Below are 24,843 nucleotides of genomic sequence, written 5' to 3'. Positions count from 1 at the left end.
TTTTCCGGCGCTCGCCACAATGCAGAGCTTCGCCGCGCCCAGCGTGCGCGCCAACCCGTTATCCACACCTGCCTGCCCCGCGGTATCGACCGCTCCTTTGGCGGACGCGTGTGACCAGGTGATCCATGAACCTCCGCATCCTGCTGATCCTCGGCGCGCTGAGCGCCTTCGGGCCGATGGCCATCGATTTCTATCTGCCCAGCTTCCCGGCGCTGGCGCAGGCCTTCGGCACCGACGTCGAACACATTCAGCTGAGCCTGTCGGCGTACTTCGCCGGTCTCGCCATCGGCCAACTGCTCTACGGACCGCTGGCTGATCGTATCGGCCGGCGCATTCCGCTGTTGCTGGGCGTGAGCATCTTTACCCTGGCGTCGCTCGCCTGCGCTTTCGCGCCGAACCTGGAATGGCTGATTGGCGCGCGCTTCGTCCAGGCTCTGGGCGGTTGCGCGGGCATGGTGATCTCGCGGGCGGTGGTGCGTGACCTGTGCGACCCGATCGCCGCTGCCAAGGCCTTCTCTCAATTGATGCTGGTGATGGGCCTGGCACCCATACTCGCGCCGCTGGGCGGCGGGCTGCTGCTGAGCCTGTCCGGCTGGCAGTCGATCTTCTATTGCCTGACATTGTTCAGCGCCCTGGCCGGCGGCGCCATCGCCCTGTGGCTGCCCGAGACCATCCCGAGCGGGCCGCGTCCACCGCTGCGCGGTGCGCTGAAGCAGTACCGCGCGCTGTTCCGCGACCGTTCCTTCATCACCTACGCGCTCACCGGCGGGGTCGCCATCGCCGGAATGTTCTCCTATATCGCGGGTTCGCCCTTCGTCTTCATCGAACTCTACGGCGTGCCGGCCGAGCATTATGGCTGGATCTTCGGCAGCAACGCCGCGGGCTTCATCCTGATGGCGCAGGTCAATGCACGGCTGTTGCGCTATCGCGGACCGGGGTTCTGGCTGCGCCGGGCGGTATGGGTGTACTTCGGCTGCGGCCTGGCCCTGCTGGCGATCACCCTGGCCAGGCCCGAGCATTTGTGGCCGTTGCTGCTGCCGTTGTTCGGCGCCATCGCCAGCCTGGGCTTCCTGTTGCCCAACTCATCGGCCTGCGCCATGGCCAGCCAGGGGCGGCACGCGGGCAGCGCGTCGGCGCTGATGGGCAGCCTGCAGTTCACCGTCGCGGCCGGCGCGTCGGCGCTGGTCGGTGCATTGCACGACGGCTCTGCCCTGCCGATGGCGGTGGTCATCACCGTCTGCGGCCTGGTGGCCGCCGTGCTCGGCTGGATGAGCGGGCAGATCAGCGAACGCGCGGCCTGATCAACTGGCGACGCGCTGCACCAGTTCCGGTAGCTGGTGCGGGGCTTTGAGGCGCGCTTCGAGGGTAGCCACGAAACTGCGCGCCTCGAGCTCGCTGCGGAAGCCCACGGCCTGCTGATCGAGGCAGACTTCCCACGGCTGGTCTTTGCGAAGATGGGACGGACGGACGAGGATGTTCATGCTGCTCACCCCTACGCTGTCAGGTGAAAAGGGACTGTCAGTTTAGTCCTGTCATCGGGCGGTAGCGGGTGCGACTTGTGGTCGCCGACATGCGGCGGCCTTGCGTTGAACTCTTCCCCAGAGCCCCTCCCAGAGCGCGTCGGCCGGGAGTGGAGGAGGGTGGCCGCGCTTCGCTGAAAAATCCTGAAAAGCAATCATGCACCGGTCGGGCGAATGGCCTACGACCAAAGGTTGATGGTGGGGTGGCGATCCCCGTCCATACTCGTTGTTCGACCTCGATAACAACAATAAGAGGCAGTGACGATGAGTTACCGGCAGTCCCATGACCGCTCCATCGCGGAACCTTCCGCCTTCTGGGCCGAGCAGGCCGGCCGCGTGGCCTGGTACCGTGCCCCGCAGGAGACCCTGCAGGCCCTGCCCGACGGCAGCCACCGCTGGTTCGCCGATGGCCGCCTGAACACCTGCTACCTCGCCCTCGACCGGCAGATCGAACTGGGCCGCGGCAAGCAGGCCGCGCTGATCTACGACTCCCCCGTGACCAACACCCAGCAACGTTTCAGCTACCTGGAGCTGCGCGATGAAGTCGCGCGCCTGGCCGGAGCCCTGCGCGCACTCGGCGTGGAAAAGGGCGACGGCGTCATCATCTACATGCCGATGGTGCCGCAGGCGGCCATGGCCATGCTCGCCTGCGCGCGGCTGGGTGCCGTGCACTCGGTGGTCTTCGGCGGCTTCGCGCCCCATGAGCTGGCGCTGCGCATCGACGATGCCAAACCCCGGCTCGTGCTCACGGCGTCGTGTGGCCTGGAGTTCGAGCGGGTGATCGAATACAAGCCGCTGGTGGACAAGGCGCTGGAGCTGGCCAGCCATAAGCCGGCCCATGTGCTGGTGTTGCAGCGTCCGCAGGCAATGGCGGAGCTGACGGCCGACCGCGACCTGGACTGGCGCGAAACCCTGGCCCGCGCGCAACCGGCCGCCCCGGTGGAAGTCGCCAGCGGCGACCCGCTCTACATCATGTACACCTCCGGCACCACCGGGAAACCCAAGGGCATCGTGCGCGACAACGGCGGCCACGCGGTGGCGCTGAGCTACGCGCTGCCGACCATCTTCGGCCTGCAGCCGGGGGACGTCTGGTGGGGTGTTTCCGACGTTGGCTGGGTGGTCGGCCATTCGCTGATCGTCTACGGGCCCTTGATGAATGGCTGCACCACGGTGTTCTACGAGGGCAAGCCGGTGCGCACGCCGGATGCCGGCAGCTACTGGCGGGTGATCGAGGAGCACAGGGTCAACAGCCTGTTCTGCGCGCCCACGGCGATCCGCGCGATCCGCAAGGAAGACCCCCAGGGCGAATTGCTCAAGCGCTATGACCTGAGCTCGCTACGCCACCTGTTCCTGGCCGGCGAAAAGCTCGACAGCAGCACCCAGCACTGGCTGGAGGAACTCACCGGCAAGCCGGTGCATGACCACTGGTGGCAGACCGAGACCGGCTGGCCGGTGACAGCGCCCTGTACCGGCCTGGGCGACCATGATCTGCGTGCCGGCTCCACCAACCGCGCGGTGCCTGGCTACCACGTACAGGTGGTGGACGACGAGGGGCAGCTGCTCGGGCCGAACGAACAGGGCTCCATCGTCATCGCCCTGCCGCTCCCGCCCGGTTGCGCGCAGACACTGTGGAACGATCATCCACGCTACCTGCAGGCGTACCTGAAGACCTACCCCGGCTACTACCACACCGGCGACGGCGGCTATGTGGACGAAGAGGGTTTCGTCTACATCATGGGTCGCACCGATGATGTGATCAACGTCTCCGGCCACCGCCTTTCCACCGGCGAGATGGAGGAGTTGCTGGCGCTGCACGAGGCTGTCGCCGAATGCGCGGTGATCGCCGTGCAGGACGACCTCAAGGGCCACGTGCCGCTGGGGCTGGTGGTGCTCAAGGATGGCGCGCAGGCGAGCGAGGCGGATCTGCAGCGCGAGCTGGTGGCCCTGGTACGCGAGCGTATCGGCGCGCTGGCCTGCTTCCAGCGCGCAGTGGTGGTGAAGCGCCTGTCCAAGACCCGCTCGGGCAAGATCCTTCGTGCCGTGCTGCGCAAGATCGCCGACGGGGAGGGCTACGCGCCGCCATCCACGATTGACGACCCGGCCATCCTCGGCGAGATCGCCGAGCGCCTTGGCCAGGCCGGGCTCGCCAAGGCGGGCTGACATCCCACGACGCCGGTTCTGCCGGCGTATTTCCAGGGCCGCACTCGTTGCGGCCCTTTTTTTATCTGCGTTGCGCCTGCCGGTCGACAGGAATAAAGGCCAGTTGCCATCTAGACTGATGTCAACGAGCCTCTACTTGCGGTGTGGCGTTCATGGTCAATCCTGTGGTCCTCGACGAGGAGGAGCTCGAAGCGCTGCGCGAAGTTGCTGCGCGGGCGCCGCGCAAGCCGCTGGTGCTGGTGGTCGACGACGACCTCGAGGTGCTGGCCGAGGTGCGCGAGCTGGTCGAGGGGGCGAACCTGCGTTGCCTGACCGTCGGCAGCGCTGCCGAAGCACTGCGCCGTATCCGCCGCGACGAGTCGGACATCGACCTGCTGGTGACCGACCTGCGCATGGAGCACGAGAGTGCAGGGTTGGACCTGATCCGCGAACTGAACGAGATTGGCACCTTCCTGCCGATCATCGTCCTGTCCGGCCAGGCCGACGCCCGCGACGTGATCGAGGCGATGCGGCTGAACGTGCTGGATTTCATGGTCAAGCCGCTGGACCCGGCGTACTTCCTTGAGGTGCTAGGGCGGTACCTGTAGACCATCGTTCCGGGCGGTTCGCGGGCAAGCTCGCTCCTACCGTTATGTTCGGTGCTTGTAGGAGCGAGCTCGCGAACCCGGTCAAGACGTCACAGCGTCTGCGCCTTGAAGGTATCGCACTTGCCCGGCGCGCCACTTTCGAAGCCGAGCTTGAACCAGCGCACGCGTTGCTCGGATGAGCCGTGGGTGAAGGAGTCCGGCATTACCGTGCCGCGCGCCTGGCGCTGCAGGTGGTCGTCGCCGATGGCATTGGCGGCGTTCAGCGCCTCTTCCACGTCGCCCGGTTCCAGCCAGTTCAGGCGTTGCTGGGCGTGGTTGGCCCAGACGCCGGCGAAGCAGTCGGCCTGCAATTCCTGGCGCACCGAAAGGCCGTTGGCGCCTTCCATGCGCGCGCCGCGCTGGCGAGCGGCGTTGATCTTGGCGGAAACACCCAGCAGGTTCTGCACGTGGTGGCCAACCTCGTGGGCGATCACATAGGCCTGGGCGAAGTCGCCGGCGGCGGAGAACTTCTGCTCCATCTCGCGGAAGAATCCGAGGTCGAGGTACACGCGATGGTCGCCCGGGCAGTAGAACGGGCCGACGGCGGAGGAGGCGAAGCCGCATGCGGAGTTCACGCCACCGTTGAACAGGATCAGCTTGGGCTGCTCGTACTGGGCATTGCTGCGGGCAAAGATTTCGCCCCAGGTGTCCTCGGTATCGCCCAGAATCGACTGGACGAACTCCACCTGCGGATCGTTGCCGGTGGCCGGCTTGCCTTGGGTCGGGCGGGCAGGCGCCTGCTGGGAGACGTCCATCTGGCCAAGCAGCGAGCCAAGGATGGTCATCGGGTCCTGTCCGGAGAGCAGGCCGATCACCACCACAATGGCCACGCCGCCCAGGCTCAGGCCGCGGCCGCCGATACGCATGCCCCCGCCGCCGCTCATGCCGCCGCCGTTGTCATCGCGGGCATCCACTACGTTGTCGCTGCGTCGTCCTTTGCGCCATTGCATGGCGGCATCTCCATCGAACAGGTGGGTTCAGTGTTGTCTCGGGTGGGGCTCACCGCCAGCCCGGTCGTCAGGCGAAACGGTGCAGCAGTTCGGCGCGGGCGAGCAGTTGCACATCGCCGCCAACGCGGACTTCGTCGTCCTGACCGACCTGCACGTCGAGCCGGCTGGGGCGACCGACGAAACGGCCCTGGGCCAGCTGGAACAGCTCGCCACGGCGCGCCTTGCCCAGTTCCACCAGGTAGGCGGCGACAGGGCCGGCGGCACTGCCGGTGGCAATGTCCTCGACGATCCCGGCGCCGTCCCAGGTGCGGCCCTCGCGATTATCCACATCCAGCACGAAAACGAAGGCGGCATTGAGTTTTGCCAGCTCGGCCGTCAGATCCGTGCGCTGGCGCACGCGGCCCAGGGCCTCGCTGCGCACCGGCAGCAGCAGGTAGGGCAGGCCGGTGCTGACCACGGCGGCGGGGTAGTCGGCGAGATCGCTAGCGGTCAGCGAGAAGGCTTCGGCGAACCAGCGGCGCGCCTCGTCATCGAGCACGGTACCGAAGTCGGCGGCGCCCTGGTTCATTTCGGCGTGGAAGCCGCTGCCGCGACGGCGCGTCGCCACTTTCACTTCCTTGGCCGGCAACAACAGCGTCCAGTGTTCCTCTTCGCCGCGCTGGTGCAGGTGGTGCAAAAGCGCTGCCGCGCCAAGCACCGGGTGCCCGGCGAAGGGCAGTTCCTCGTCGACGGTGAAGATGCGTGCCGAGTAGGTGTCCAGCGAGGCGGATGGAAACAGGAAGATCGACTCGAACTGCCGCAGCTCCTGGGTCAGTGCCAGCAGGGTCTGTTCGGGAATGCCACGGGCATCGGGGAACACCGCCAGGCCATTGCCGGTGAGCGGTTGGTCGGCGAAAACGTCGAGCTGCCAGTACTGTTGCGCGGACATGGGCCTCCAGATGCCGACCTTGAGCGGCTAAAGAAAAACTCGACAGCCAGCCTAGCGAGCTATATGTTCGCCGACAAGAAAGCGCAGGTCACAGCGCCGCGCTTTCCAGGCCACCGCAGTGGCCGGCGTCGCTCGGACGGTTCCGGGCGCCTACGTTCATCCGAGGACACCATGACTGAACCCCGTTCAGCTCGTCGCTTTGCGCGCATCGATCGCCTGCCCCCCTACGTTTTCAACATCACCGCCGAACTGAAGATGGCCGCCCGCCGCCGTGGCGAGGACATCATCGACCTGTCCATGGGCAATCCGGACGGGGCCACGCCGCCGCACATCGTCGAGAAGCTCTGCCAGGTCGCCCAGCGCGAAGACACGCACGGTTATTCCACCTCCCGTGGCATTCCGCGCCTGCGCCGCGCCATCTCGCACTGGTATCGCGACCGCTACGAGGTGGAGATCGACCCGGAATCCGAAGCCATCGTCACCATCGGCTCCAAGGAAGGCCTGGCGCACCTGATGCTGGCGACCCTGGACCACGGCGACACCATCCTCGTGCCCAACCCCAGCTACCCGATCCACATCTACGGCGCGGTGATCGCCGGCGCCCAGGTACGCTCGGTGCCGCTGGTGCCGGGAATCGACTTCTTCAACGAGCTGGAGCGGGCGATCCGCGAATCGATCCCCAAGCCGAAGATGATGATCCTCGGCTTCCCCTCCAACCCTACCGCGCAATGCGTGGAGCTGGATTTCTTCGAGCGCGTGGTCGATCTGGCCAAGCGCTACGACGTGTTGGTGGTGCACGACCTGGCCTACGCCGATATCACCTTCGACGGCTGGAAAGCCCCCTCGATCATGCAGGTGCCCGGCGCCAAGGACATTGCGGTGGAGTTCTTCACCCTGTCCAAGAGCTACAACATGGCCGGCTGGCGCATCGGCTTCATGGTCGGCAACCCGGAGCTGGTCTCGGCCCTGGCGCGGATCAAGAGCTACCACGACTACGGCACCTTCACCCCGCTGCAGGTGGCGGCCATCGCCGCACTGGAGGGCGACCAGCAGTGCGTGCGTGATATCGCCGAGCAGTACCAGAAACGCCGCGATGTGCTGGTGAAGGGCCTGCATGAGGCCGGCTGGATGGTAGAGAACCCCAAGGCCTCCATGTACATCTGGGCGAAGATTCCCGAACCCTACGCGCACATGGGATCGCTGGAGTTCGCCAAGAAGCTGCTCAAGGATGCCAAGGTTTCGGTGTCGCCGGGCATCGGCTTCGGTGACTATGGTGACGACCATGTGCGCTTCGCCCTGATCGAAAACCGCGACCGCCTGCGCCAGGCCGTGCGCGGAATCAAGGCGATGTTCCGCGCCGATGGCCTGTTGCCGGCCAAGGCCGAGTGACCGGGCGTGGATAATGAAAAGGGCGGCCAACTGGCCGCCCTTTTCGTTTTGGAGTCCCTCACCCCATCGGGCTTGCGGAGCCATGTCGCGCAGGGACCTGGAGAGTGCCCCGCGCGCCGGAAGCCCCATCCCGCCTCCGCTCGCGCTCAGGGGTGAGGGAGTGCCTCGTTACAGGGGCTCAGCGAGCGGGATAATCCGCCAGCACTTCGCGCTGGCCGGCCTTGTTCAGGCCAACCACCTGGTAGGCGTCATGCCGGTCGCCCATCTCCATGCCCGGCGAGCCCATCGGCATGCCCGGCACGGCGGCGCCGATCAGATCGGTACGCTCGCGCAGCTTCAGAACGTCGGCAGCCGGCACGTGACCCTCGACGAACTTGCCGTCGATCACGCCGGTGTGGCACGAGCCCATGCTGTGCGGAACGCCCAGTTTGGTCTTCACTGCACTCATGTCCGCCTCGACATGGTCGTTGACGGTGAAGCCGTTGCTTTCCAGGTGCTTGATCCAGTCCTTGCAGCAGCCGCAGTTGGCATCGCGGTGTACGTCGATGGTCAGCGGTTCGGCGGCCTGGGCGGCGCCGGCGACAAGGGCGGTGAGCAGAAGCAGGGTGCGCATGGTTGGGAGCCTTGGAAGTTGAACGCGACCGAGCATACTCCCGCGGTGGGTGCGGCCCCACCGGCCGTTTGTTTCCCGATATGACGTGGGCGTCGAACTTGCCAGGCGGCGTGGGGTCTCTAGCTGATCGGTGGTGCGTCCGCGACTGTCGGTCGCAGGGTTGGACGCTCGGCAATGGCTGCATGGCCAAGGAGAAAATCGGATGCTCTTCGCCCGTCTCGTCCTGCTGGTCCAGGCTCTGGTCTGGGGTGGCCTGGGACTGCTCTACTGGATCCGCCCGTACGAAATGGCCAACCTCAGCGGTATGTTGCTGATGGAACCGTCCTCGGTGAGCGATGCCCGCGTGTTCTACGGCGGCCACCAGTTCGCCCTGGCGCTGTTCCTCGTTTTCGCCCTGCGGCGACGCCTGCTGGTGCGGCCGGCGCTGATCCTGGTGATCCTGGTCCAGTTGACCCTGACGCTGTCGCGCCTGCTCATCGCCTGGACCGAAGGCGGCATGGAATGGGACGCCCAGTTGGCCGGGGTGGTCTATCGCGGTGCGATTTCGGCACTGGCGATCTTCGCCCTCTATTGGCTGGAGCGGCAGTCGCGCCATCGCCACGTGGTGGTGCGCGAGGAAGAGGAGCCGGAAGAGCGCAAGGCGGACTTCGAGGGGCTGTGAACGGCGGATGATGCGAGCGTCGGATAAGCGGCCCGGCCTGCTGGCGGCCCCGCTGCCGGGCAACCCCTGCTCCGTGCTATCGTATTGATTTCGCGGTAGAAGCAAGGCGGAGCCAGCATGAAGTTCGTACACCAACGTGAGCACCTGAACGAAGGCGACCTGGTTGTCATCGAGTGCTCCATGACCTGCAACATCCGCCTGATGACCGATGCCGCCTTCCGCAGCTTCAAGAATGGCGGGCGCCACGTCTACCACGGCGGCGCGTTCGACCGGTTCCCGGCGAAGATCAAGGTGCCCAGCACCGGCAACTGGAACATCACCATCGATACCGTTACCCGCCGTGCCATCAGCGTCACGCGCAAGGCCGACTTCAAGTACAGCATCAAGTTCGTGCGCAAGTCGCCGTCGAACTACAGCTGATCCTCACTGCCCTGCATGCGCGGGGAAATCCGCCAGCAGGCGGGCGATGCCTTCGTCCACGGCCTGCTGGGTGATCTTCGGGTCGTGCAGCTGGCGCGCCACCTGCGCCTGATAGAGCACCTGGCCGGTTGCCTCGTCGAGAATCTGCAGCGCCAGGCGCGCCTGTTCCTGGTCGGTAATCTGTGTCTGGGTCATCACGCCCGCGCCGGTCACTACCGGGCGCTGGACGATGCCGGTCTGGCTGTCCAGCCCGACGGCATAGATCACTCGCAACTCCCCTGAGTTCTCTTGATAGCGGTAGCCCTTGGCTTCCAGCGCGCGGCGCACGGCAAGATCGAAGCGATCTTCGAGGTCCTCGCGGTGGCCCTGGGCGCGCACGGCCTGGATGAAGAAGGTACTTTGCCGGCCGTTGGCGGCGGGAGACACACTGATGTTGGCGGGGTCGCTGCCGGCGCAGGCGACCAGCAACAGGCAGAGCAGGGGAAGGATCAGGCGGGACATGGACGTGCCTCTTGTCATTGTCCCGCAAGCGTAGCCGCCTTGCGGCGGCTCGCCGCCCAACCCTTGGTTGGGCGGCACGCGGTCGGCCGGCCGGGGCTCAGCGGCGGGTCAACAGCACGCCGGCCTCCATGTGATGCGTGTAGGGGAACTGGTCGAACAGGGCGCAGCGGCTGACCTGGTGGGTGTCGTGCAGTTGGGCGATGTTCTGCGCCAGGGTCTCCGGGTTGCAGGAGATGTACAGGATGCTGTCGAAGCGGCGGGTCAGTTCGCAGGTATCCGGGTCCATGCCAGCGCGCGGCGGGTCGACGAACACGCTGCCGAACGAGTAGGACTTCAGGTCCACGTCGGCCAGGCGGCGGAACGGGCGCACGTCGTTGAGCGCCTGGGTCAACTCCTCGGCGGACAGGCGCACCAGGGTGACGTTGTCCACGGCGTTGTCGGCCAGGTTTGCCAGGGCGGCGTTCACCGAGGTCTTGCTGATCTCGGTGGCCAGTACCTTGCGCACGCGGGTGGCCAGGGGCAGGGTGAAGTTGCCGTTGCCGCAGTACAGCTCCAGCAGGTCGTCGTCGCGCTGGCCCAGGGCTTCGTATGCCCAGTTGAGCATCTTCTGGCACACCTCGCCGTTGGGCTGGGTGAAGGCGCCCTCCGGCTGGCGGTAGCGGAAGGTACGGCCGGCGACGGTCAGTTCTTCGCTGACATAGTCACGGCCGACCACCAGGCGCTTGCCGCGCGAACGGCCGACGATGCTCACGCCCAGCTTGGCGGCCAGCTTCTCGGCGGCGGCCTGCCAGGCGGCGTCCACCGGGCGGTGGTAGCACAGGGTGATCAGCGCGTCGCCCGCCAGGGTGGTGAGGAACTCCACCTGGAACAGCTTGTGGCCCAGCGTTGGCTCAGCCCACGCTGCCTTCAGGCGCGGCATCAGTTCGTTGATCCGCTGGCTGGCGATGGGGAATTCCTCGATCAGGATCGGCGTGTGCTTGTCGCCCTGCTCGAACATCGCGTAGTGGCGTGCCTCGCCCTCGCGCCACAGGCGGAACTCGGCGCGCAGGCGGTAATGCTCACGGGGCGAATCGAACACCGCAGGCTCGGGCGCGTCGAAGGGCGCCAGCAGCTCGCGCAGGCGTGCGGCCTTGTCGGCCAGTTGGCTGTCGTAGTGGGAGGGATCGAAACGCGGACTGCTCATGGGAAAACTCTTCAAAGGACCCGGACTTGCCGGACCGCTTTTCATCTAAGGGCAACTCGAAACCATCGGGGCGTGCGAGCTAGGTCAGACAAGGCGCCAGGTCGATTCGGAAGCGGAGGGTAAATGAGCATGACTCACTTCGCTCGCCCCTTCGGGGCCGCCCTACGGGTTAGCCGCAAGCGGCTTTCCGGATTGACCTGGCAACGCAGTATGGCCGACGCGCAGCAGCCCCCTTAACTCAAGCGTTGAACCAGCCCAGCTTGATCACGAACAGGATCGACAGGATCACCAGCGCCGGGTTCAGCTCGCGGAAGCGGCCGGACAGCAGCTTGCAGGCGGTCCAGGTGATGAAGCCGAAGGCAATGCCGTTGGCGATGGAGAAGGTCAGCGGCATGGCCAGGGCGGTTACTACGACCGGCGCAGCGACGGTCAGGTCGTCCCAGTCGATCTCGGCCAGGCCCGAGGCCATCAACACGGCGACGAAGAACAGGGCCGGCGCAGTGGCGAAGGCCGGCACGTTGCCTGCCAGCGGGGCGAAGAACAGTGCCAGCAGGAACAGCACGGCGACCACGATGGCGGTCAGGCCGGTACGGCCGCCGGCGGAAACGCCCGCCGCCGACTCGATGTAGCTGGTGGTGGTGGAGGTGCCCAGCAGCGAGCCGACCATGGCGGCGGAGCTGTCGGCGATCAGCGCACGGCCCATCTTCGGCATGTGCCCGTCCTTGCCCATCAGGCCGGCGCGCTTGGCCACGCCGATCAGGGTGCCGGAGTTGTCGAACAGGTCGACGAAGAGGAAGGCGAAGATCACGCTGAACAGGCCGATGTCCAGCGCGCCCTTGATATCCAGCTGCAGGAAGGTCGGCGCCAGCGACGGCGGCATCGACACCACGCCGCCGAACTGGGAGACGCCGATGGCGATGGAGATGAAGGTGACGACCAGGATGCCGATCATCACCGCGCCGGTCACCCGGCGGGCTTCCAGGGCAACGATCAGGATGAAGCCGAGGATTGCCAGCAGCGGCGCCGGCTTGGCCAGGTCGCCCATGCCCACCAGGGTGGCCTGGTTGGCGACGACGATGCCCGATTCCTTCAGCGCGATCAGCGCGAGGAACAGGCCGATGCCCGCGGCGATCGCCGAGCGCAGGGCCAGCGGGATGCTGTTGATGATCCATTCGCGGATGCGGAAGATCGAAATGATGAAGAACATGCACGCGGAGAGGAACACCGCGCCGAGCGCCACCTGCCAGGTGTGGCCCATGTGCAGGACCACGGTGTAGGTGAAGAAGGCGTTCAGACCCATGCCGGGAGCCAGGGCGATCGGGTAGTTGGCGATCAGGCCCATCACCGCCGAGCCGATGGCGGCGGCCAGGCAGGTGGCGACGAAGATCGCGCCCTTGTCCATGCCCGTCTCGCCGAGGATGCTCGGGTTGACGAAAAGGATGTAGGCCATGGTCAGGAAGGTAGTGATACCCGCCAGGATCTCGGTACGCACATTGGTGTTGTGCGCCTTGAGTTGGAACAGCTTTTCCAGCATGTTTGGCTCCCCGTGACGCGCTTGCGCCGTTATCGTTCTGGCCGGGAAAAGCAAGGTGCATGCCCAGGTGGGCCCTGCGCCTTTTCTTGTGACCGGCAAAAGGCGCGCATGATACCAGCTTGCCCTGAGCCGGAGAATTTCTGACCGGACCGCCAGCATCCGTTCGTCTGCAAGCTTAGTCGCGGCAACCGACCAAGGGAGTGCAACTTGTACCCTGACAGTGGTCTCACCCTCTATAACCCTGGCCTGACCGGGCCCTTCAGCCCGCCTCCTTGTCGATGAAACGCTCTATTCCGATCCTCTTCGCCTCATTGTTGGGCGCCTGCGCCGGTGCGCCGCCGTCGGCACCGCAGCACACCTTCGATGTCCATGCCGTGGCGGAAAAGCCCACGGCCAGCACTCGCACCCTGGCCGATCCGCAAGGCAAGGCCGTGCTGGTGGCGACTCATCCCGCGCTGACCCAGCGCGACGTGCAGCGGGCCGAACTGGCCAGTGTTGCTGGCGGCAAGCCGGCGGTGCGCGTGCTGTTCACCCCCGAAGCCAGCCAACGTCTGGCTAAATTGACCGAGGAAGAGCAGGGCAGCGCCCTGGCAGTAGTCATCGACGGGCAACTGCGCCTGCTGCCGAAAGTGACGCGGGTGGTGACCGATGGCCAGGTGATGCTCAAGGGATTCGCCAGCCAGGCGGAAGCCGAAACCCTGGTGCACCGGCTCAACCAGATGCGCGATGTGCCGGTTCAGCCGGAGCAGAAGTCCGGTGGGCAGCCTTAGCTTCTCTATAGGGACTTGAGGACGCAGGGCGAATAACCTGGAACAGGTTATCCGCCGCGAGCGCTGCTGCGGATAACGCTGACGCGTTATGCGCCCTACGAAATGGAGCTCCATGGAAGGGATGTTCGTGCCGTTGTAGGAGCGAGCTTGCTCGCGAGCCGCATAACGCCGGCACCTGGCTGGAATTCGTTTGCGAGCAAGCTCGCTCCTACAGGTTCGGCCTGCTCCCGTAGCGGGGCGCCCATGAAAAAGCCCGGCATCTGCCGGGCTTTTTCATCGTGCGGTTCGCGGGTTCGGCTTAGGCGCCGTAGACCGGGAACTTGGCGCAGATGGCCTTGACCTTCTCGCGCACGCCGTCCACCACGGACTCGTCGCCCATGTTGGTCAGGATGTCGCAGATCCAGCCGGCCAGCTCGCGGCACTCGGCTTCCTTGAAGCCGCGGGTGGTCACGGCGGGGGTGCCGATACGCAGGCCGGAGGTGACGAACGGGGAGCGCGGGTCGTTCGGTACGCTGTTCTTGTTCACGGTGATGAAGGCGCGACCCAGGGCGGCGTCGGCGTCCTTACCGGTGATGTCCTGCTTGATCAGGGACAACAGGAACAGGTGGTTCTGGGTGCCGCCGGAAACCACGTCGAAGCCGCGCTCGATGAACACGCTGGCCATGGTCTGGGCGTTCTTCAGGACCTGCTGCTGGTAGGCCTTGAACTCGGGCTGCAGGGCTTCCTTGAAGCACACGGCCTTGGCGGCGATCACGTGCTCCAGCGGGCCACCCTGGGCACCCGGGAAGACGGCGGAGTTCAGCTTCTTCTCGATCTCTTCGTTCTTGCGAGCGAGGATCAGGCCGCCGCGCGGGCCGCGCAGGGTCTTGTGGGTGGTGGTGGTGACCACGTCGGCGAACGGCACCGGGTTCGGGTAGACGCCAGCGGCGACCAGACCGGCCACGTGGGCCATGTCGACGAACAGGTAGGCACCGACCTTGTCGGCGATGGCGCGGAAGCGGGCGAAGTCCAGGACCTGGGAGTAGGCGGAGAAGCCGGCGACGATCATCTTCGGCTTGTGCTCGAGGGCCAGGCGCTCGACTTCGTCGTAGTCGATCAGGCCGGCGTCGGTGATGCCGTACTGCACGGCGTTGTACAGCTTGCCGGAGGAGGAGACGGAGGCGCCGTGGGTCAGGTGGCCGCCGTGGGCCAGGCTCATGCCCAGGATGGTGTCACCGGCCGACAGCAGGGCCAGGTAGACGGCGGCGTTGGCCTGGGAGCCGGCGTGCGGCTGTACGTTGGCGTAGTCGGCGCCGAACAGTTCCTTGGCGCGGTCGATGGCCAGCTGCTCGACGACGTCGACGTACTCGCAACCACCGTAGTAGCGCTTGCCCGGGTAGCCTTCGGCGTACTTGTTGGTCAGCACCGAACCCTGGGCTTCCATCACCGCCGGGCTGGTGTAGTTCTCGGAGGCGATGAGCTCGATGTGCTCTTCCTGGCGCTGGGCTTCCTGCTCCATCGCGGCGAAGAGTTCGGCATCGTAGCGGGCGAGGGTCAAATCACGGCTGAACATGGCGGTCCTCTTAAGGATCGGGTGCTGGGGGGGAAAGGCGCGCATTCTAACCCAAGGCGTCGGTGCTGGCACATGAAAGGCGGTCATGTGGCTGACAAGCGGGGTTCAAGGCCAGTCGGTGCGCGGAATTGGGAGCGGTTCAACACCGATGGTGGGCTGGATGTAGGAGCGGACCAGGCATCTTGCGGATGCGCGGTCAGCCCAGCAGGAACAGCGCGTTGCTGGCGAACAGCGCGGCGAACTGGTCGGCCGGCACGGGGCGGCCGAAGAGGAAGCCCTGCACTTCGTCGCAGCCGTGCTCGCGGAGGAACTCCAATTGCTCGTGGCTCTCCACGCCCTCGGCGATCACCATCAGGTTCAGGCTGTGGGCCATGGCGATGATGGCGCGGGCGATCTGCGCGTCCTGCTCGCCGTGGGGCAGGCCGTCGACGAAGCTGCGGTCGATCTTCAGCACGTCGATGGGGAACTGCTTGAGGTAGTTGAGCGACGAATAGCCGGTGCCGAAGTCGTCCACCGCAATCGCCAGCCCCAGGCGCTTCAAGCCCTGAAGTATCTGCATCGCCTGGGAAACGTCGCTCATCAGGATGCTTTCGGTCAGTTCCAGCTCCAGGCACGCCGGGGCGATGCCGGTGTCCTCGAGGATGCCGGCGATGCGCTCGCCCAGCTGGCCGTCGGCGAACTGCCGGGCCGAGAGGTTTACGGAAATCTTCGGCACCCGCACCTTGTCCCGGTGCCAGGCGCGAAGCTGCAGGCAGGCCTGCTCCAGCAGCCAGTCGCCGACCTGGGCGACCAGGCCGAGCTCTTCCAGCACCGGGATGAACTCAGCCGGCGGGATCAGCCCGCGCTTGGGGTGCTGCCAGCGCAGCAGCGCCTCGGCGCCGGTCAGGCGGCGGCCATCGCCGGTGAACTGCGGCTGGTAGTGCAGGACGAACTCGTGCAGCTCGATGGCGCGGCGCAGATCGCTTTCCAGCTCCAGACGTTCCAGGGCGCGGGCGTTCATCTCGGCCTGGTAGAACTGGAAGTTGTTCTTGCCCATTTCCTTGGCGTGGTACATCGCCGTGTCGGCGTTCTTCATCAGCTGGCTGAGCTCGGCGCCGTCCTGCGGCGAGAGCGCCACGCCGATGCTGGCGGTGACGAAGAATTCGCGGCCCTCCAGGGTGAAGGGGCGAGCGAGGCTGGAAAGGATCTGCTCGGCCACCTGGATCGCCTGTCGCAGCGCCTTCTCGCGGTCCTTCTGACCGGCGAGCAGCAGGGTGAACTCGTCGCCGCCCATGCGCGCCACGGTGTCGTCGTCGCTGACGCAAAGGCTCAGGCGCTCGGCCACCTCCTTGAGCATGCGGTCGCCGGCGGCGTGGCCGAGGGAGTCGTTGATCGGTTTGAAGCGGTCGAGGTCGAGGAACATCAGCACCACCCACTGCTGGTGGCGCTCGGCTTGCAACAGCGCGGTGTGCAGGCGGTCCTGGAACAGCGTGCGGTTGGGCAGGTGGGTCAGGGCGTCGTAGTAGGCCAGGCGGTGAATGCGCCGCTCGCTGGCCTTGCGCTCGCTGATGTCGCTGAAGAAGCAGACGAAGCTGACCAGGTCGCCTTCCTCGTCATGCACCGCGGTGATGCCGACCCAGCTCGGATACAACTCGCCATTCTTGCGCTTCTGCAGGATCTCGCCTTCCCAACTGCCGCTCTTGAGCAGGCTTTCCATCACGTGCTTGAGCTGGTTGGCTTCCTGGCGGTCGGCGGTGAGCAGGCGCGGCAGCTGGTCCAGCACTTCCTCGGCGGAGTAGCCGGTCAGGCGGCTGAAGGAGTCGTTGATCTGCACGATGTAGCCGGCCGGATCGGTAACCATGATCGCCGCCGTGGAATGTTCGAACACCGTCGCCGCCATGCGCATCTCGCGCTCGGCACGGCGTTGCTGGCTGATGTCGCGGGCAACGCCGAGCAGGCCTTCGAAGCGGCCGTGGTCGTCCCACATCAGGGCGATGCGCAGTTCAACGGGAATCTTGTGGCCGTCGGCATGCAGGCAGTCGAGGCTGAACAGCTGCGGTTCGCTGTTCTCGCGCAGTTCGGCGAGGCGCTTGGGCTCGCCGATGGCGGCCTGTACGCGGTGCAGCAGTTCTTCCAGGCGCTCCAGTTGCACCGGGTTGGCGGCTATCGGCTGGAAGCCGTTGGTCAGCACCCACTCGGGGCTGTAGCCGAATACCTGCTGGATCGAGGGGCTGATGTAGTTGAGCTTGACCTGGGCGTCGGTGGAGAGGATCACGTCGCTGATGCTCTCGGCGAGCATGCGGTAGCGGCGGCCGCTTTCGCGCAGGGAGTTGTGCGCCTCGACCGTGTCGGTGATGTCCTTGGCCACGCCGATCAGCCGCGCCACGCGGCCGGAAGCGTCGCGGGTGAAGGCCTGTTCGCGGATGTCGAACCAGTGCCAGTTGCCGTCGCGGTGGCGCCAGCGCAGCTGGCTGTCCAGCAGCAGGCCATCGCCCACGACCTGCTGCAGGTTGCGCACGCGCCAGTAGCACTCGACATCGTCGGGGTGCAGCACCTTTTCCCAGAAGCGCTCGCCCATTTCGCGCAGCTCGTCGCTGCTGTAGCCGAGCTGGTGGCCGAGGTTGTGGTTGCTGAAGATCACCCGACGCGCGGCGATGTCGTGGATGTACAGGGTGTCGGGCACCGCCCGCACCGCGTCGGACCAGAACTTCTCGCGCTCGATCAGCGACAGCTCGACCTGCTTGCGGCTGGTGATGTCCGACAGGCTCAGGGTGACGGCGTGGAAGTCCTGGATCATCTCCGGCACGCGCAGTTGCAGCCACAGGTGGCGCTGCTCGCCCTGACGGGTATTGATGCAGGCTTCCAGCTCGACCATGCCGTGGCCGTGCAGGACGGCTTCGAGCACCTTGCTGCGGACGCCCTCCGGGCGCATGCCGGCGCCTCCGATGAGCACCTGCCAGGCCTGCTCGGTGGTGCCCACGCCCATCAGGCGCTTGGCGACGTTGTTGATCTCCGTGATGCGCACCTGGCGTTGCAGCCAGGACAAGCGCTCGGGCTGGGAGGCGATCCAGTCGCGCAGATCGCTTTGCCGGCGCAGGTTGAGGTCCACCAGGCTCTGGCGCAGGGCGGAGAGGTCGAGCACGCAGAGGGCGACGCCGACGCCGTCGAAGATGTCCTGGTAGCGCCGGCGGGTCTCCTCGAGGATATGCAGTGCCTGCTGTTCCTCGGTGACGTCGCGCAGCACCCAGACCTGCCCGCCCTGGGGCAGGTTGCCGCGCAGCACCCAGGTCTGCTCCGGTGACAGGGGGCTGTCGTCCAGCGAGTGGTGGCTGACGGCGAACAGGCGCGGCTGTCCTGCATGGTTCACTCGCACCAGTTCCGCGCCGTTCTCGCTGGCCGCTTCGCTGCCGTTGAGCAACCCGCCCAGGCCCGGCAGCAGCTCCAGCAGGTGATGCTCGCCGACATCTTCGGTCGTGAGGCCGAACAACTGTTCCGCCTGTGGATTGAGGTAGGCGAGGCGGCCGTCGGCGCGGGTCACCAGCACCCGCTCGTCGATTGCGCCCAGGGCCTGCGCGGCCTGACGCAGGCCCTGCTGCGACTCAGCGGTCAGCGTACGCAGGTTCTGCTGTTCGCGTTGCAGGCGCAGCAGGGCGGCGCCGGCGATCCCGGCCAGCACCAGCAGCAGCGCCAGCTCGCCGCCCAGGCGCGGCAGCAGGATGGAGCGGATCTGCCGGTCGTCGAATTGCGGGTGCAGCTTCCAGTCGGTGTTCTGGATATCCAGGCCGTCCAGGCTCTGCGCCTGTTCCAGCGGTGAGGCCGCTGACAGCGGGCCGGGGCGGTAGCCGCTGGAGCGACCGAGGACCTTCTGCTGGACGTCGTCGACCAGGATCCAGTCGGGCGACTCGGGGCGGATCTGCGCGGCCCATCCACGCCGGGCGGACTTTTCGTCGAGGCGGATAACGTTGTCGCCTTCGCCGGGCTTGGTGGCCTTCAACCAGACATAGAAGTAGCCGCCGTTTTCCTCGCTGAAGGCATAGTGATAGGCCTGCTGCGCGCTGCGCCGGCCCAGGGCTTCGATGAAAGCGGCGTCCTTGATGCCACTGGAGTCGCGCACGGGTGCGCCGCTGGCGTCCAGTCGGACCAGGCTGTGGAAGGATGGATAGATGTGCTTCAGTCCCGCGATCAACGGTGCGTGGAGATCGCTGGGGGCGCGGTCCTGTTCCTGTTGCAGCAGGGCCTGGGCGGCCACCGCCTTGAGTTCCAGGGTCAGGGAGATCCGCTGGGCCATCTGTTCGCCGTGCAGCACCACCCGCTCACGCTCGAAGCGCTCCTGGCTGCGGAACTCCTGGTGCAGCTGCCAGCCCAGCAGGGCGAGCATGAACAGCACCAGCAGCACCAGCGCGGTCCGGGTCGCCACGCGGCCAGGCCTGGCCAGGGCGTCCGGAGGAGTACGGGGGAAAATAGACAAGGACTTAGGGACCTGGGGCGATACGGCTGAATTCGGCGCAGGCTAGGATGCCCGGAAAGGCGGCGAAGTGCCAGTATGGCCGACGAGCGTCGTTTGCCCTTCCTGGTTCATTCCGGTAGCTTTGCCGCACGCGCGCGTGGTGTGGGTTGCATAAAGTACATCCGCGCAGAGTCCCGCGCGAAGGGCCGTCCATCGGTCGTTCGCGCCCGCCGGCAGCCCGCTCGCGAGCGTTCGAGCGCTGCCGCTCCGGCCACTGAGCCGGCGTCCCGGAACCTGCCGTCGTCTGTTCCGGCCATCCCGATCACAATTCATCCCAGAAGTCAGGTATCCATGGCTCAATACGTCTACACCATGCACCGGGTCGGCAAGGTCGTGCCGCCCAAGCGTGAAATCCTCAAGAACATCTCCCTGTCGTTCTTCCCCGGCGCCAAGATCGGCGTGCTCGGCCTGAACGGCGCGGGTAAATCCACCCTGCTGCGCATCATGGCCGGCGTCGACACCGAGATCGAAGGTGAAGCGCGCCCGATGCCGGGCATCAACGTCGGCTACCTGCCGCAGGAGCCCAAGCTCGATCCGCAGGCCACCGTTCGCGAGATCGTCGAGGAGGCCGTCGGCCAGATCAAGGCCGCCCAGGCTCGCCTGGACGAGGTCTACGCCGCCTACGCCGAGCCGGACGCCGACTTCGACGCCCTGGCCGCCGAGCAGGCCAAGCTGGAGGCCATCCTCCAGGCTTCCGACGGCCACAACCTGGAGCGCCAGCTGGAAGTCGCCGCCGACGCCCTGCGCCTGCCGCCGTGGGATGCGAAGATCGAGCACCTCTCCGGTGGTGAAAAGCGCCGTGTCGCCCTGTGCCGCCTGCTGCTGTCCGCCCCGGACATGCTGCTGCTGGACGAACCGACCAACCACCTGGACGCCGACTCGGTCGCCTGGCTGGAACACTTCCTCCACGACTTCCCGGGCACCGTGGTGGCGATCACCCACGACCGCTACTTCCTCGACAACGTCGCCGGCTGGATTCTCGAGCTGGACCGTGGCCAGGGCATCCCGTTCGAAGGCAACTACTCCGGCTGGCTGGAATCCAAGGCCAACCGCCTGGCCCAGGAAGCCAAGCAGGAAGCTTCCCACGCCAAGGCCATGAAGGCCGAGCTGGAGTGGGTACGCCAGGGCGCCAAGGCTCGCCAGTCCAAGTCCAAGGCCCGTCTGCAGCGCTTCGAGGAAATGCAGTCGCAGGAATTCCAGAAGCGCAGCGAGACCAACGAGATCTATATCCCGGCCGGTCCGCGCCTGGGCGACAAGGTCATCGAGCTGCACAACGTCAGCAAGGGCTACGGCGATCGCCAACTGATCGACGACCTGTCCCTGAGCATTCCCAAGGGCGCCATCGTCGGCGTGATCGGTGGCAACGGTGCGGGTAAATCCACCCTGTTCCGCATGCTGACCGGCAAGGAGCAACCGGACTCGGGCACCATCGAGATCGGCGAAACCGTGCAGATCGCCAGCGTCGACCAGAGCCGCGAAATCCTCGACGGCAACAAGACCGTGTGGGAGCAGGTATCCGACGGCTTCGAGCAGATCAAGATCGGCAACTACGAAGTCCCGTCGCGCAGCTACGTCGGCCGCTTCAACTTCAAGGGCGGCGACCAGCAGAAGTTCGTCAAGGACCTCTCCGGTGGTGAGCGTGGCCGTCTGCACCTGGCCCTGACCCTGAAGCAGGGCGGCAACGTGCTGCTGCTCGACGAACCGTCCAACGACCTCGACGTGGAAACCCTGCGTGCGCTGGAAGAAGCGCTGCTGGACTTCCCCGGCGCCGCCATCGTGATTTCCCACGATCGCTGGTTCCTGGACCGCATCGCGACCCACATCCTCTCCTACGAGGACGACGGCAAGGTGGTCTTCTTCGAAGGCAACTACACCGAGTTCGAAGCCGATCGCAAGAAACGCCTGGGCGACGCTGCCTCGCAGCCGCACCGCGTGCGTTACAAGAAGCTGGCGTAAGCCGCTTCTGAAAGAGAACGGGGCCTTCGGGCCCCGTTTTCATTTCTGTGCCTGTATCAGCGGCTGCGCTTGAGATCGTCCAGGGCGCGGCGCTGATCCTCCAGCTGGCGCTGCAGTGTGTCGATTTGCCGCGCCTGGTCCTGCAGGGTGCGTTGCTGTTCTTCCAGCTGGCGTGACATGCGCTCCAGGTCGTCGCTGCTGAACTTCGACTTGTGGATCACTTCGCTGTCGAATGTATCCGCTACCACCAGCGCACCGGATTCGGTGAAGTTACCCAGTTTCATGGCTCCGTGGGCGGGTAGGGCGAGGGTGCAGGTGAGAGCGGCGAGAAGCGCGAGAGGGCGTGCGAGCATCATGGGCGTCCTGGTGGAATGAGTTGTTGAGTGCAACTACCTATTGATTTTGTATACAGGAATCTGTTTTTCTGCCGGTCCGGCAGAAGTGGGATTTATATTTTTGCACCATAAAGATTCATAAAAGCGTCACGCTGCACTATCTCGGGGCGGCGTGGATTGTTAGAGTCTGCCGGCAAAAAGCATCACATAATCAGAAAAGTACCGGTGTAGACATGACGCAATCCGTTGACTCGTTCCTCGAGCGCCTGAAGCGGCGCGACCCCGATCAACCCGAATTCCACCAGGCAGTGGAAGAGGTGCTGCGCTCCCTCTGGCCCTTCCTCGAAGCCAACCCGCACTACCTGCAGGCCGGCATCGTCGAACGCATCGTCGAGCCCGAACGCGCGATCCTGTTCCGCGTACCCTGGGTGGATGATGCCGGACGAGTGCGGGTCAACCGCGGTTTCCGTATCCAGATGAGCAGCGCCATCGGCCCGTACAAGGGCGGCCTGCGCTTCCACCCGTCGGTGAACCTGGGCGTGCTGAAGTTCCTCGCCTTCGAGCAGGTCTTCAAGAACTCCCTGACCTCGCTGCCCATGGGCGGCGGCAAGGGTGGCTCGGACTTCGATCCCAAGGGCAAGAGCGACGCCGAAGTCATGCGCTTCTGCCAGTCCTTCATGAGCGAGCTGTTCCGCCACATCGGCGCTGACCTCGACGTGCCGGCCGGCGACATCGGCGTGGGTGCCCGCGAGATCGGTTACCTGTTCGGCCAGTACAAGCGCCTGTCCAACGAGTTCACCTCGGTGCTGACCGGCAAGGGCATGTCCTACGGCGGCAGCCTGATCCGCCCGGAAGCCACCGGCTACGGTTGCGTGTACTTCGCCCAGGAAATGCTCAAGGCCCGCGAGAGCGGCTTCGACGGCCAGCGCGTGGCCATCTCCGGTTCCGGCAACGTAGCCCAGTATGCCGCGCAGAAGGTCATGGAACTGGGCGGCAAGGTGATCTCGCTGTCCGATTCCGAAGGCACACTGTTCATCGAGGCCGGCCTGACCCTGGAGCAGTGGGAAGCCGTCATGGAGTTGAAGAACGTCCGTCGCGGCCGTCTCAGCGAGATGACCGGCCCCGGCCTGCGTTTCCTCGCCGGCGAACGTCCCTGGTCGCTCGCCTGCGACATTGCGCTGCCTTGTGCCACGCAGAACGAGCTGGACGCCAACGACGCGCGCACCCTGCTGGCCAACGGCTGCATCTGCGTGGCCGAAGGCGCGAACATGCCATCGACCCTGGAGGCTGTGGATATCTTCATCGAAGCCGGCATCCTCTACGCGCCGGGCAAGGCCTCCAACGCCGGCGGCGTCGCCACCAGCGGCCTGGAGATGAGCCAGAACGCCATGCGCCTGCTGTGGACCGCCGGGGAAGTGGACCAGCGCCTGCACGGCATCATGCAGAACATCCACCATGCCTGCGTCGCCTACGGCGAGGAGAATGGCCGGATCAACTACGTGAAGGGCGCCAACATTGCCGGCTTCGTCAAGGTAGCCGACGCGATGCTGGCCCAGGGCGTGGTCTGATCGCTCCGACAGCATGAAAAGAACGGGCCCATCGGGCCCGTTTTTCATTCCAGCCGGCGTGCCCTGTAGGGGCGAGCTTGCTCGCGAACCTATCGGCGCTGGCGTAGTGCTTTCGCGAGCGAGCTCGCTCCTGCAGGTTCGGCGTTGGCCTGATTAATCCACCGGTTTGGGCGTGGCCGAGGTGCTCGGCGGCAGGATCGGATATTCCACCTTCGGCTGCTTGCCGGTGACGGTCTTGAGGAAGGCAACGATGTCGCCGACTTCTTCCGCGTTGAGCTGTTTGCCCAGCTGTGCGGTACCCATGATCGCTACGGCTTCCTCCAGGTCCCAGACCTGCCCGCTGTGGAAGTACGGCGCGGTCAGCGCGACGTTGCGCAGGGGGGCGGCACGGAACACGTACTGGTCATTCTGCGTCTTGGTGACCTCGAAACGTCCCTTGTCGCCGGTGGGCAGAATCCTGCTGTCGGGCTTCTTCACCAGGCCGAACGGGAAGTAGGCCTGGCCGCCCAGGTTCACGCCGTTGTGGCAACTGATGCAGCCCGAGCTCATGAAGGTCTGCAGGCCTTTCTTCTCCTTGGCGTCGAGGGCGTTGTCGTCGCCCTTGAGGTAGAGGTCGAAGCGCGAATCCGGCGTGATCAGGGTCGACTCGAACGCCTGCAGCGCGCGGGCCATGTTGTCGAAGCTGACCGGTTGCTTGTCGCTGGGGAAGGCTTTGCCGAAGGCAGCGACGTATTCGGGCATGCTGCTCAGCGTGGCCTCGACGTTCTTCGGCGTGTTGTGCATTTCCACCGGGTTCTGCACCGGGCCCTTGGCCTGCTCTTCCAGGTCCTTGGCACGGCCATCCCAGAACTGCGCGACGTTGAACACCGCGTTGAACACGGTGGGCGAGTTGCGCGCGCCCTTTTGCCAGGCATGGCCGCTGGAGGCGGGCACGTTGTCGGCGCCGCCGGTGCCGATGTTGTGGCAGGTATTGCAGCTGATCACATGGCTGGCGGACAGGCGTGGTTCGAAGAACAGCTGCCGACCCAGTTCGATCTGGTTGGGGTCGAGTTTGTCGCTGGGCTGCTCCGGGATGGGCTTGAAGAGGCTGTTGGCGTTGTCGCGCAGGATGTCGGCATTCGCTTGCGCGGCCGCCGTGCTCACGGCCAGCAGCAAGCTGCCCAGCGCCAGTTTGATGGGCTGCATGTGGAGTCTCCTTGGTTTCAGGCTTTGGTTTCTTCTGATTTCAAGGAGAGGCGATGGGCGGCGGGGGAGGCTTGACCGAAATCAAACGGGCGCTCATGCCATCTGTGGAATGTTGCCGCAGTCTCAGTTCTCCCGCAGGGCTTGGCCGAGCGCGCGGTCCTTCTGCTGTTCCCAGTCGCGGTCCCGGTCGCTTTTGCGCTGTTCTTCGTACTGCTGGCGTTCCTGGCTTACGCGCATGGCCTGGCATTGCTGGAAGCCGTCGTTCCAGCCGAGCGCATACTTCGGCTCGCCCAGGTAGCGCGGCACGTTCTTGCGGAACTCGCCGGTAATCGCGCCGGCCGCCTGGCGACCGCTGCCACAGCCATCGTCATAGCCGTCGGCATAGGCGGGCGGGTAGCCTTGGGCAAGGAGGTTTTCGTGAGTGGTTTCGCAGCCGGCGAGTAGCGCGGCGCAGAGCAGGATCAGGGTGGCGCGGTGCGCCATGGAAGCTCCCGTGTACCGATAAG

At 65.7% G+C, this 24,843-nt stretch carries 21 protein-coding genes; 9 read left to right on the top strand and 12 right to left on the bottom strand.

Features of this window, described 5'->3' with window-relative positions; all coding sequences use genetic code 11:
* Nucleotides 1-125: 125 nt before the first annotated feature.
* Complete coding sequence (locus tag C167_RS0128125; RefSeq protein ID WP_017521662.1) at nucleotides 126-1,301, top strand: multidrug effflux MFS transporter; 1,176 nt, start codon at nucleotides 126-128, stop codon at nucleotides 1,299-1,301.
* Here the strand turns inward: C167_RS0128125 and C167_RS0128120 are convergent, their stop codons facing one another.
* Nucleotides 1,302-1,481, bottom strand: coding sequence for a hypothetical protein (locus tag C167_RS0128120; protein ID WP_017521661.1), 180 nt, complete (start codon nucleotides 1,479-1,481; stop codon nucleotides 1,302-1,304).
* Nucleotides 1,482-1,784: 303 nt separating this feature from the next.
* On the opposite strand from C167_RS0128120, the gene C167_RS0128115 reads away from it, so the two are divergent.
* Nucleotides 1,785-3,680 (top strand): propionyl-CoA synthetase, encoded by a 1,896-nt coding sequence (locus tag C167_RS0128115; protein ID WP_017521660.1) that lies wholly within the window; start codon nucleotides 1,785-1,787, stop codon nucleotides 3,678-3,680.
* Nucleotides 3,681-3,832: 152 nt separating this feature from the next.
* Complete coding sequence (locus C167_RS0128110; protein ID WP_017521659.1) at nucleotides 3,833-4,267, top strand: response regulator; 435 nt, start codon at nucleotides 3,833-3,835, stop codon at nucleotides 4,265-4,267.
* Between the two features lie 89 nt (nucleotides 4,268-4,356).
* Here the strand turns inward: C167_RS0128110 and C167_RS0128105 are convergent, their stop codons facing one another.
* Together C167_RS0128105 and C167_RS0128100 are read right to left on the bottom strand one after the other, a co-directional pair.
* Nucleotides 4,357-5,256 (bottom strand): neutral zinc metallopeptidase, encoded by a 900-nt coding sequence (locus C167_RS0128105; RefSeq protein ID WP_017521658.1) that lies wholly within the window; start codon nucleotides 5,254-5,256, stop codon nucleotides 4,357-4,359.
* A gap of 67 nt (nucleotides 5,257-5,323) precedes the next feature.
* The gene (locus tag C167_RS0128100) at nucleotides 5,324-6,184 is read right to left on the bottom strand and encodes a PhzF family phenazine biosynthesis protein (protein ID WP_017521657.1); all 861 of its coding nucleotides are present in this window, start codon (nucleotides 6,182-6,184) and stop codon (nucleotides 5,324-5,326) included.
* A gap of 171 nt (nucleotides 6,185-6,355) precedes the next feature.
* Between C167_RS0128100 and alaC the strand changes: the two genes are divergently transcribed.
* Entirely contained in the window at nucleotides 6,356-7,573 is a 1,218-nt protein-coding gene (gene alaC / locus C167_RS0128095) for an alanine transaminase (RefSeq protein ID WP_026079334.1), read from the top strand.
* A 178-nt stretch (nucleotides 7,574-7,751) separates the two neighbouring features.
* On the opposite strand, the gene C167_RS0128090 is transcribed toward alaC, so the two are convergent.
* Nucleotides 7,752-8,186 carry a DUF411 domain-containing protein gene (locus C167_RS0128090; protein ID WP_017521655.1) on the bottom strand — a complete coding sequence of 145 codons (435 nt, stop codon included), beginning with the start codon at nucleotides 8,184-8,186 and terminating at the stop codon, nucleotides 7,752-7,754.
* Between the two features lie 202 nt (nucleotides 8,187-8,388).
* On the opposite strand from C167_RS0128090, the gene C167_RS0128085 reads away from it, so the two are divergent.
* Both C167_RS0128085 and C167_RS0128080 read left to right on the top strand, forming a co-directional pair.
* Complete coding sequence (locus C167_RS0128085; RefSeq protein ID WP_017521654.1) at nucleotides 8,389-8,847, top strand: DUF4345 family protein; 459 nt, start codon at nucleotides 8,389-8,391, stop codon at nucleotides 8,845-8,847.
* A 117-nt stretch (nucleotides 8,848-8,964) separates the two neighbouring features.
* Nucleotides 8,965-9,267, top strand: a complete 303-nt coding sequence (locus tag C167_RS0128080; protein WP_017521653.1) for a DUF1883 domain-containing protein — start codon at nucleotides 8,965-8,967, stop codon at nucleotides 9,265-9,267.
* 3 nt (nucleotides 9,268-9,270) lie between these two features.
* On the opposite strand, the gene C167_RS0128075 is transcribed toward C167_RS0128080, so the two are convergent.
* The 3 genes from C167_RS0128075 to C167_RS0128065 all read right to left on the bottom strand — a co-directional run bounded on the left by C167_RS0128075 (nucleotide 9,271) and on the right by C167_RS0128065 (nucleotide 12,485).
* Nucleotides 9,271-9,768, bottom strand: a complete 498-nt coding sequence (locus tag C167_RS0128075) for a DUF4136 domain-containing protein (RefSeq protein ID WP_017521652.1) — start codon at nucleotides 9,766-9,768, stop codon at nucleotides 9,271-9,273.
* A 97-nt stretch (nucleotides 9,769-9,865) separates the two neighbouring features.
* Entirely contained in the window at nucleotides 9,866-10,951 is a 1,086-nt protein-coding gene (trmA, locus tag C167_RS0128070; RefSeq protein ID WP_017521651.1) for a tRNA (uridine(54)-C5)-methyltransferase TrmA, read from the bottom strand.
* A gap of 238 nt (nucleotides 10,952-11,189) precedes the next feature.
* Complete coding sequence (locus C167_RS0128065; RefSeq protein WP_017521650.1) at nucleotides 11,190-12,485, bottom strand: NCS2 family permease; 1,296 nt, start codon at nucleotides 12,483-12,485, stop codon at nucleotides 11,190-11,192.
* Between the two features lie 278 nt (nucleotides 12,486-12,763).
* Between C167_RS0128065 and C167_RS0128060 the strand changes: the two genes are divergently transcribed.
* The gene (locus tag C167_RS0128060; protein ID WP_026079333.1) at nucleotides 12,764-13,255 is read left to right on the top strand and encodes a SecDF P1 head subdomain-containing protein; all 492 of its coding nucleotides are present in this window, start codon (nucleotides 12,764-12,766) and stop codon (nucleotides 13,253-13,255) included.
* 298 nt (nucleotides 13,256-13,553) lie between these two features.
* Here the strand turns inward: C167_RS0128060 and glyA are convergent, their stop codons facing one another.
* Together glyA and C167_RS0128050 are read right to left on the bottom strand one after the other, a co-directional pair.
* Entirely contained in the window at nucleotides 13,554-14,807 is a 1,254-nt protein-coding gene (glyA, locus tag C167_RS0128055) for a serine hydroxymethyltransferase (RefSeq protein ID WP_017521648.1), read from the bottom strand.
* Between the two features lie 196 nt (nucleotides 14,808-15,003).
* On the bottom strand, nucleotides 15,004-19,164 hold the full coding sequence (locus C167_RS0128050) for a GGDEF and EAL domain-containing protein (protein ID WP_085988877.1): 4,161 nt from the start codon (nucleotides 19,162-19,164) through the stop codon (nucleotides 15,004-15,006).
* A 420-nt stretch (nucleotides 19,165-19,584) separates the two neighbouring features.
* Here C167_RS0128050 and ettA point away from each other — a divergent pair, with 420 nt between their 5' ends.
* Complete coding sequence (gene ettA / locus C167_RS0128045) at nucleotides 19,585-21,249, top strand: energy-dependent translational throttle protein EttA (protein ID WP_017521646.1); 1,665 nt, start codon at nucleotides 19,585-19,587, stop codon at nucleotides 21,247-21,249.
* A gap of 56 nt (nucleotides 21,250-21,305) precedes the next feature.
* Here the strand turns inward: ettA and C167_RS33040 are convergent, their stop codons facing one another.
* Nucleotides 21,306-21,602 (bottom strand): hypothetical protein, encoded by a 297-nt coding sequence (locus C167_RS33040; RefSeq protein WP_037006388.1) that lies wholly within the window; start codon nucleotides 21,600-21,602, stop codon nucleotides 21,306-21,308.
* 215 nt (nucleotides 21,603-21,817) lie between these two features.
* Between C167_RS33040 and gdhA the strand changes: the two genes are divergently transcribed.
* The gene (gene gdhA / locus C167_RS0128035; protein ID WP_017521644.1) at nucleotides 21,818-23,152 is read left to right on the top strand and encodes an NADP-specific glutamate dehydrogenase; all 1,335 of its coding nucleotides are present in this window, start codon (nucleotides 21,818-21,820) and stop codon (nucleotides 23,150-23,152) included.
* A 153-nt stretch (nucleotides 23,153-23,305) separates the two neighbouring features.
* Here the strand turns inward: gdhA and C167_RS0128030 are convergent, their stop codons facing one another.
* Together C167_RS0128030 and C167_RS0128025 are read right to left on the bottom strand one after the other, a co-directional pair.
* On the bottom strand, nucleotides 23,306-24,337 hold the full coding sequence (locus tag C167_RS0128030) for a cytochrome-c peroxidase (RefSeq protein WP_017521643.1): 1,032 nt from the start codon (nucleotides 24,335-24,337) through the stop codon (nucleotides 23,306-23,308).
* Nucleotides 24,338-24,460: 123 nt separating this feature from the next.
* Complete coding sequence (locus tag C167_RS0128025) at nucleotides 24,461-24,820, bottom strand: hypothetical protein (RefSeq protein WP_017521642.1); 360 nt, start codon at nucleotides 24,818-24,820, stop codon at nucleotides 24,461-24,463.
* Between the last annotated feature and the right edge of the window lie 23 nt (nucleotides 24,821-24,843).

Source organism: Pseudomonas nitroreducens TX1 (assembly GCF_000313755.1).
GTDB lineage: Bacteria > Pseudomonadota > Gammaproteobacteria > Pseudomonadales > Pseudomonadaceae > Pseudomonas > Pseudomonas nitroreducens_A.
Note: the sequence above shows the minus strand (reverse complement) of the source record. Positions and strands in the feature narration are given on the sequence as shown.

Coding starts and splice junctions, on each gene's coding strand:
- C167_RS0128125 (WP_017521662.1), top strand. CDS start 126: ATGAACCTCCGCATCCTGCTGATCCTCGGCGCGCTGAGCGCCTTCGGG.
- C167_RS0128120 (WP_017521661.1), bottom strand. CDS start 1,481: ATGAACATCCTCGTCCGTCCGTCCCATCTTCGCAAAGACCAGCCGTGG.
- C167_RS0128115 (WP_017521660.1), top strand. CDS start 1,785: ATGAGTTACCGGCAGTCCCATGACCGCTCCATCGCGGAACCTTCCGCC.
- C167_RS0128110 (WP_017521659.1), top strand. CDS start 3,833: ATGGTCAATCCTGTGGTCCTCGACGAGGAGGAGCTCGAAGCGCTGCGC.
- C167_RS0128105 (WP_017521658.1), bottom strand. CDS start 5,256: ATGCAATGGCGCAAAGGACGACGCAGCGACAACGTAGTGGATGCCCGC.
- C167_RS0128100 (WP_017521657.1), bottom strand. CDS start 6,184: ATGTCCGCGCAACAGTACTGGCAGCTCGACGTTTTCGCCGACCAACCG.
- alaC (WP_026079334.1), top strand. CDS start 6,356: ATGACTGAACCCCGTTCAGCTCGTCGCTTTGCGCGCATCGATCGCCTG.
- C167_RS0128090 (WP_017521655.1), bottom strand. CDS start 8,186: ATGCGCACCCTGCTTCTGCTCACCGCCCTTGTCGCCGGCGCCGCCCAG.
- C167_RS0128085 (WP_017521654.1), top strand. CDS start 8,389: ATGCTCTTCGCCCGTCTCGTCCTGCTGGTCCAGGCTCTGGTCTGGGGT.
- C167_RS0128080 (WP_017521653.1), top strand. CDS start 8,965: ATGAAGTTCGTACACCAACGTGAGCACCTGAACGAAGGCGACCTGGTT.
- C167_RS0128075 (WP_017521652.1), bottom strand. CDS start 9,768: ATGTCCCGCCTGATCCTTCCCCTGCTCTGCCTGTTGCTGGTCGCCTGC.
- trmA (WP_017521651.1), bottom strand. CDS start 10,951: ATGAGCAGTCCGCGTTTCGATCCCTCCCACTACGACAGCCAACTGGCC.
- C167_RS0128065 (WP_017521650.1), bottom strand. CDS start 12,485: ATGCTGGAAAAGCTGTTCCAACTCAAGGCGCACAACACCAATGTGCGT.
- C167_RS0128060 (WP_026079333.1), top strand. CDS start 12,764: ATGAAACGCTCTATTCCGATCCTCTTCGCCTCATTGTTGGGCGCCTGC.
- glyA (WP_017521648.1), bottom strand. CDS start 14,807: ATGTTCAGCCGTGATTTGACCCTCGCCCGCTACGATGCCGAACTCTTC.
- C167_RS0128050 (WP_085988877.1), bottom strand. CDS start 19,164: ATGCTCGCCCTGCTGGGCTGGCAGCTGCACCAGGAGTTCCGCAGCCAG.
- ettA (WP_017521646.1), top strand. CDS start 19,585: ATGGCTCAATACGTCTACACCATGCACCGGGTCGGCAAGGTCGTGCCG.
- C167_RS33040 (WP_037006388.1), bottom strand. CDS start 21,602: ATGCTCGCACGCCCTCTCGCGCTTCTCGCCGCTCTCACCTGCACCCTC.
- gdhA (WP_017521644.1), top strand. CDS start 21,818: ATGACGCAATCCGTTGACTCGTTCCTCGAGCGCCTGAAGCGGCGCGAC.
- C167_RS0128030 (WP_017521643.1), bottom strand. CDS start 24,337: ATGCAGCCCATCAAACTGGCGCTGGGCAGCTTGCTGCTGGCCGTGAGC.
- C167_RS0128025 (WP_017521642.1), bottom strand. CDS start 24,820: ATGGCGCACCGCGCCACCCTGATCCTGCTCTGCGCCGCGCTACTCGCC.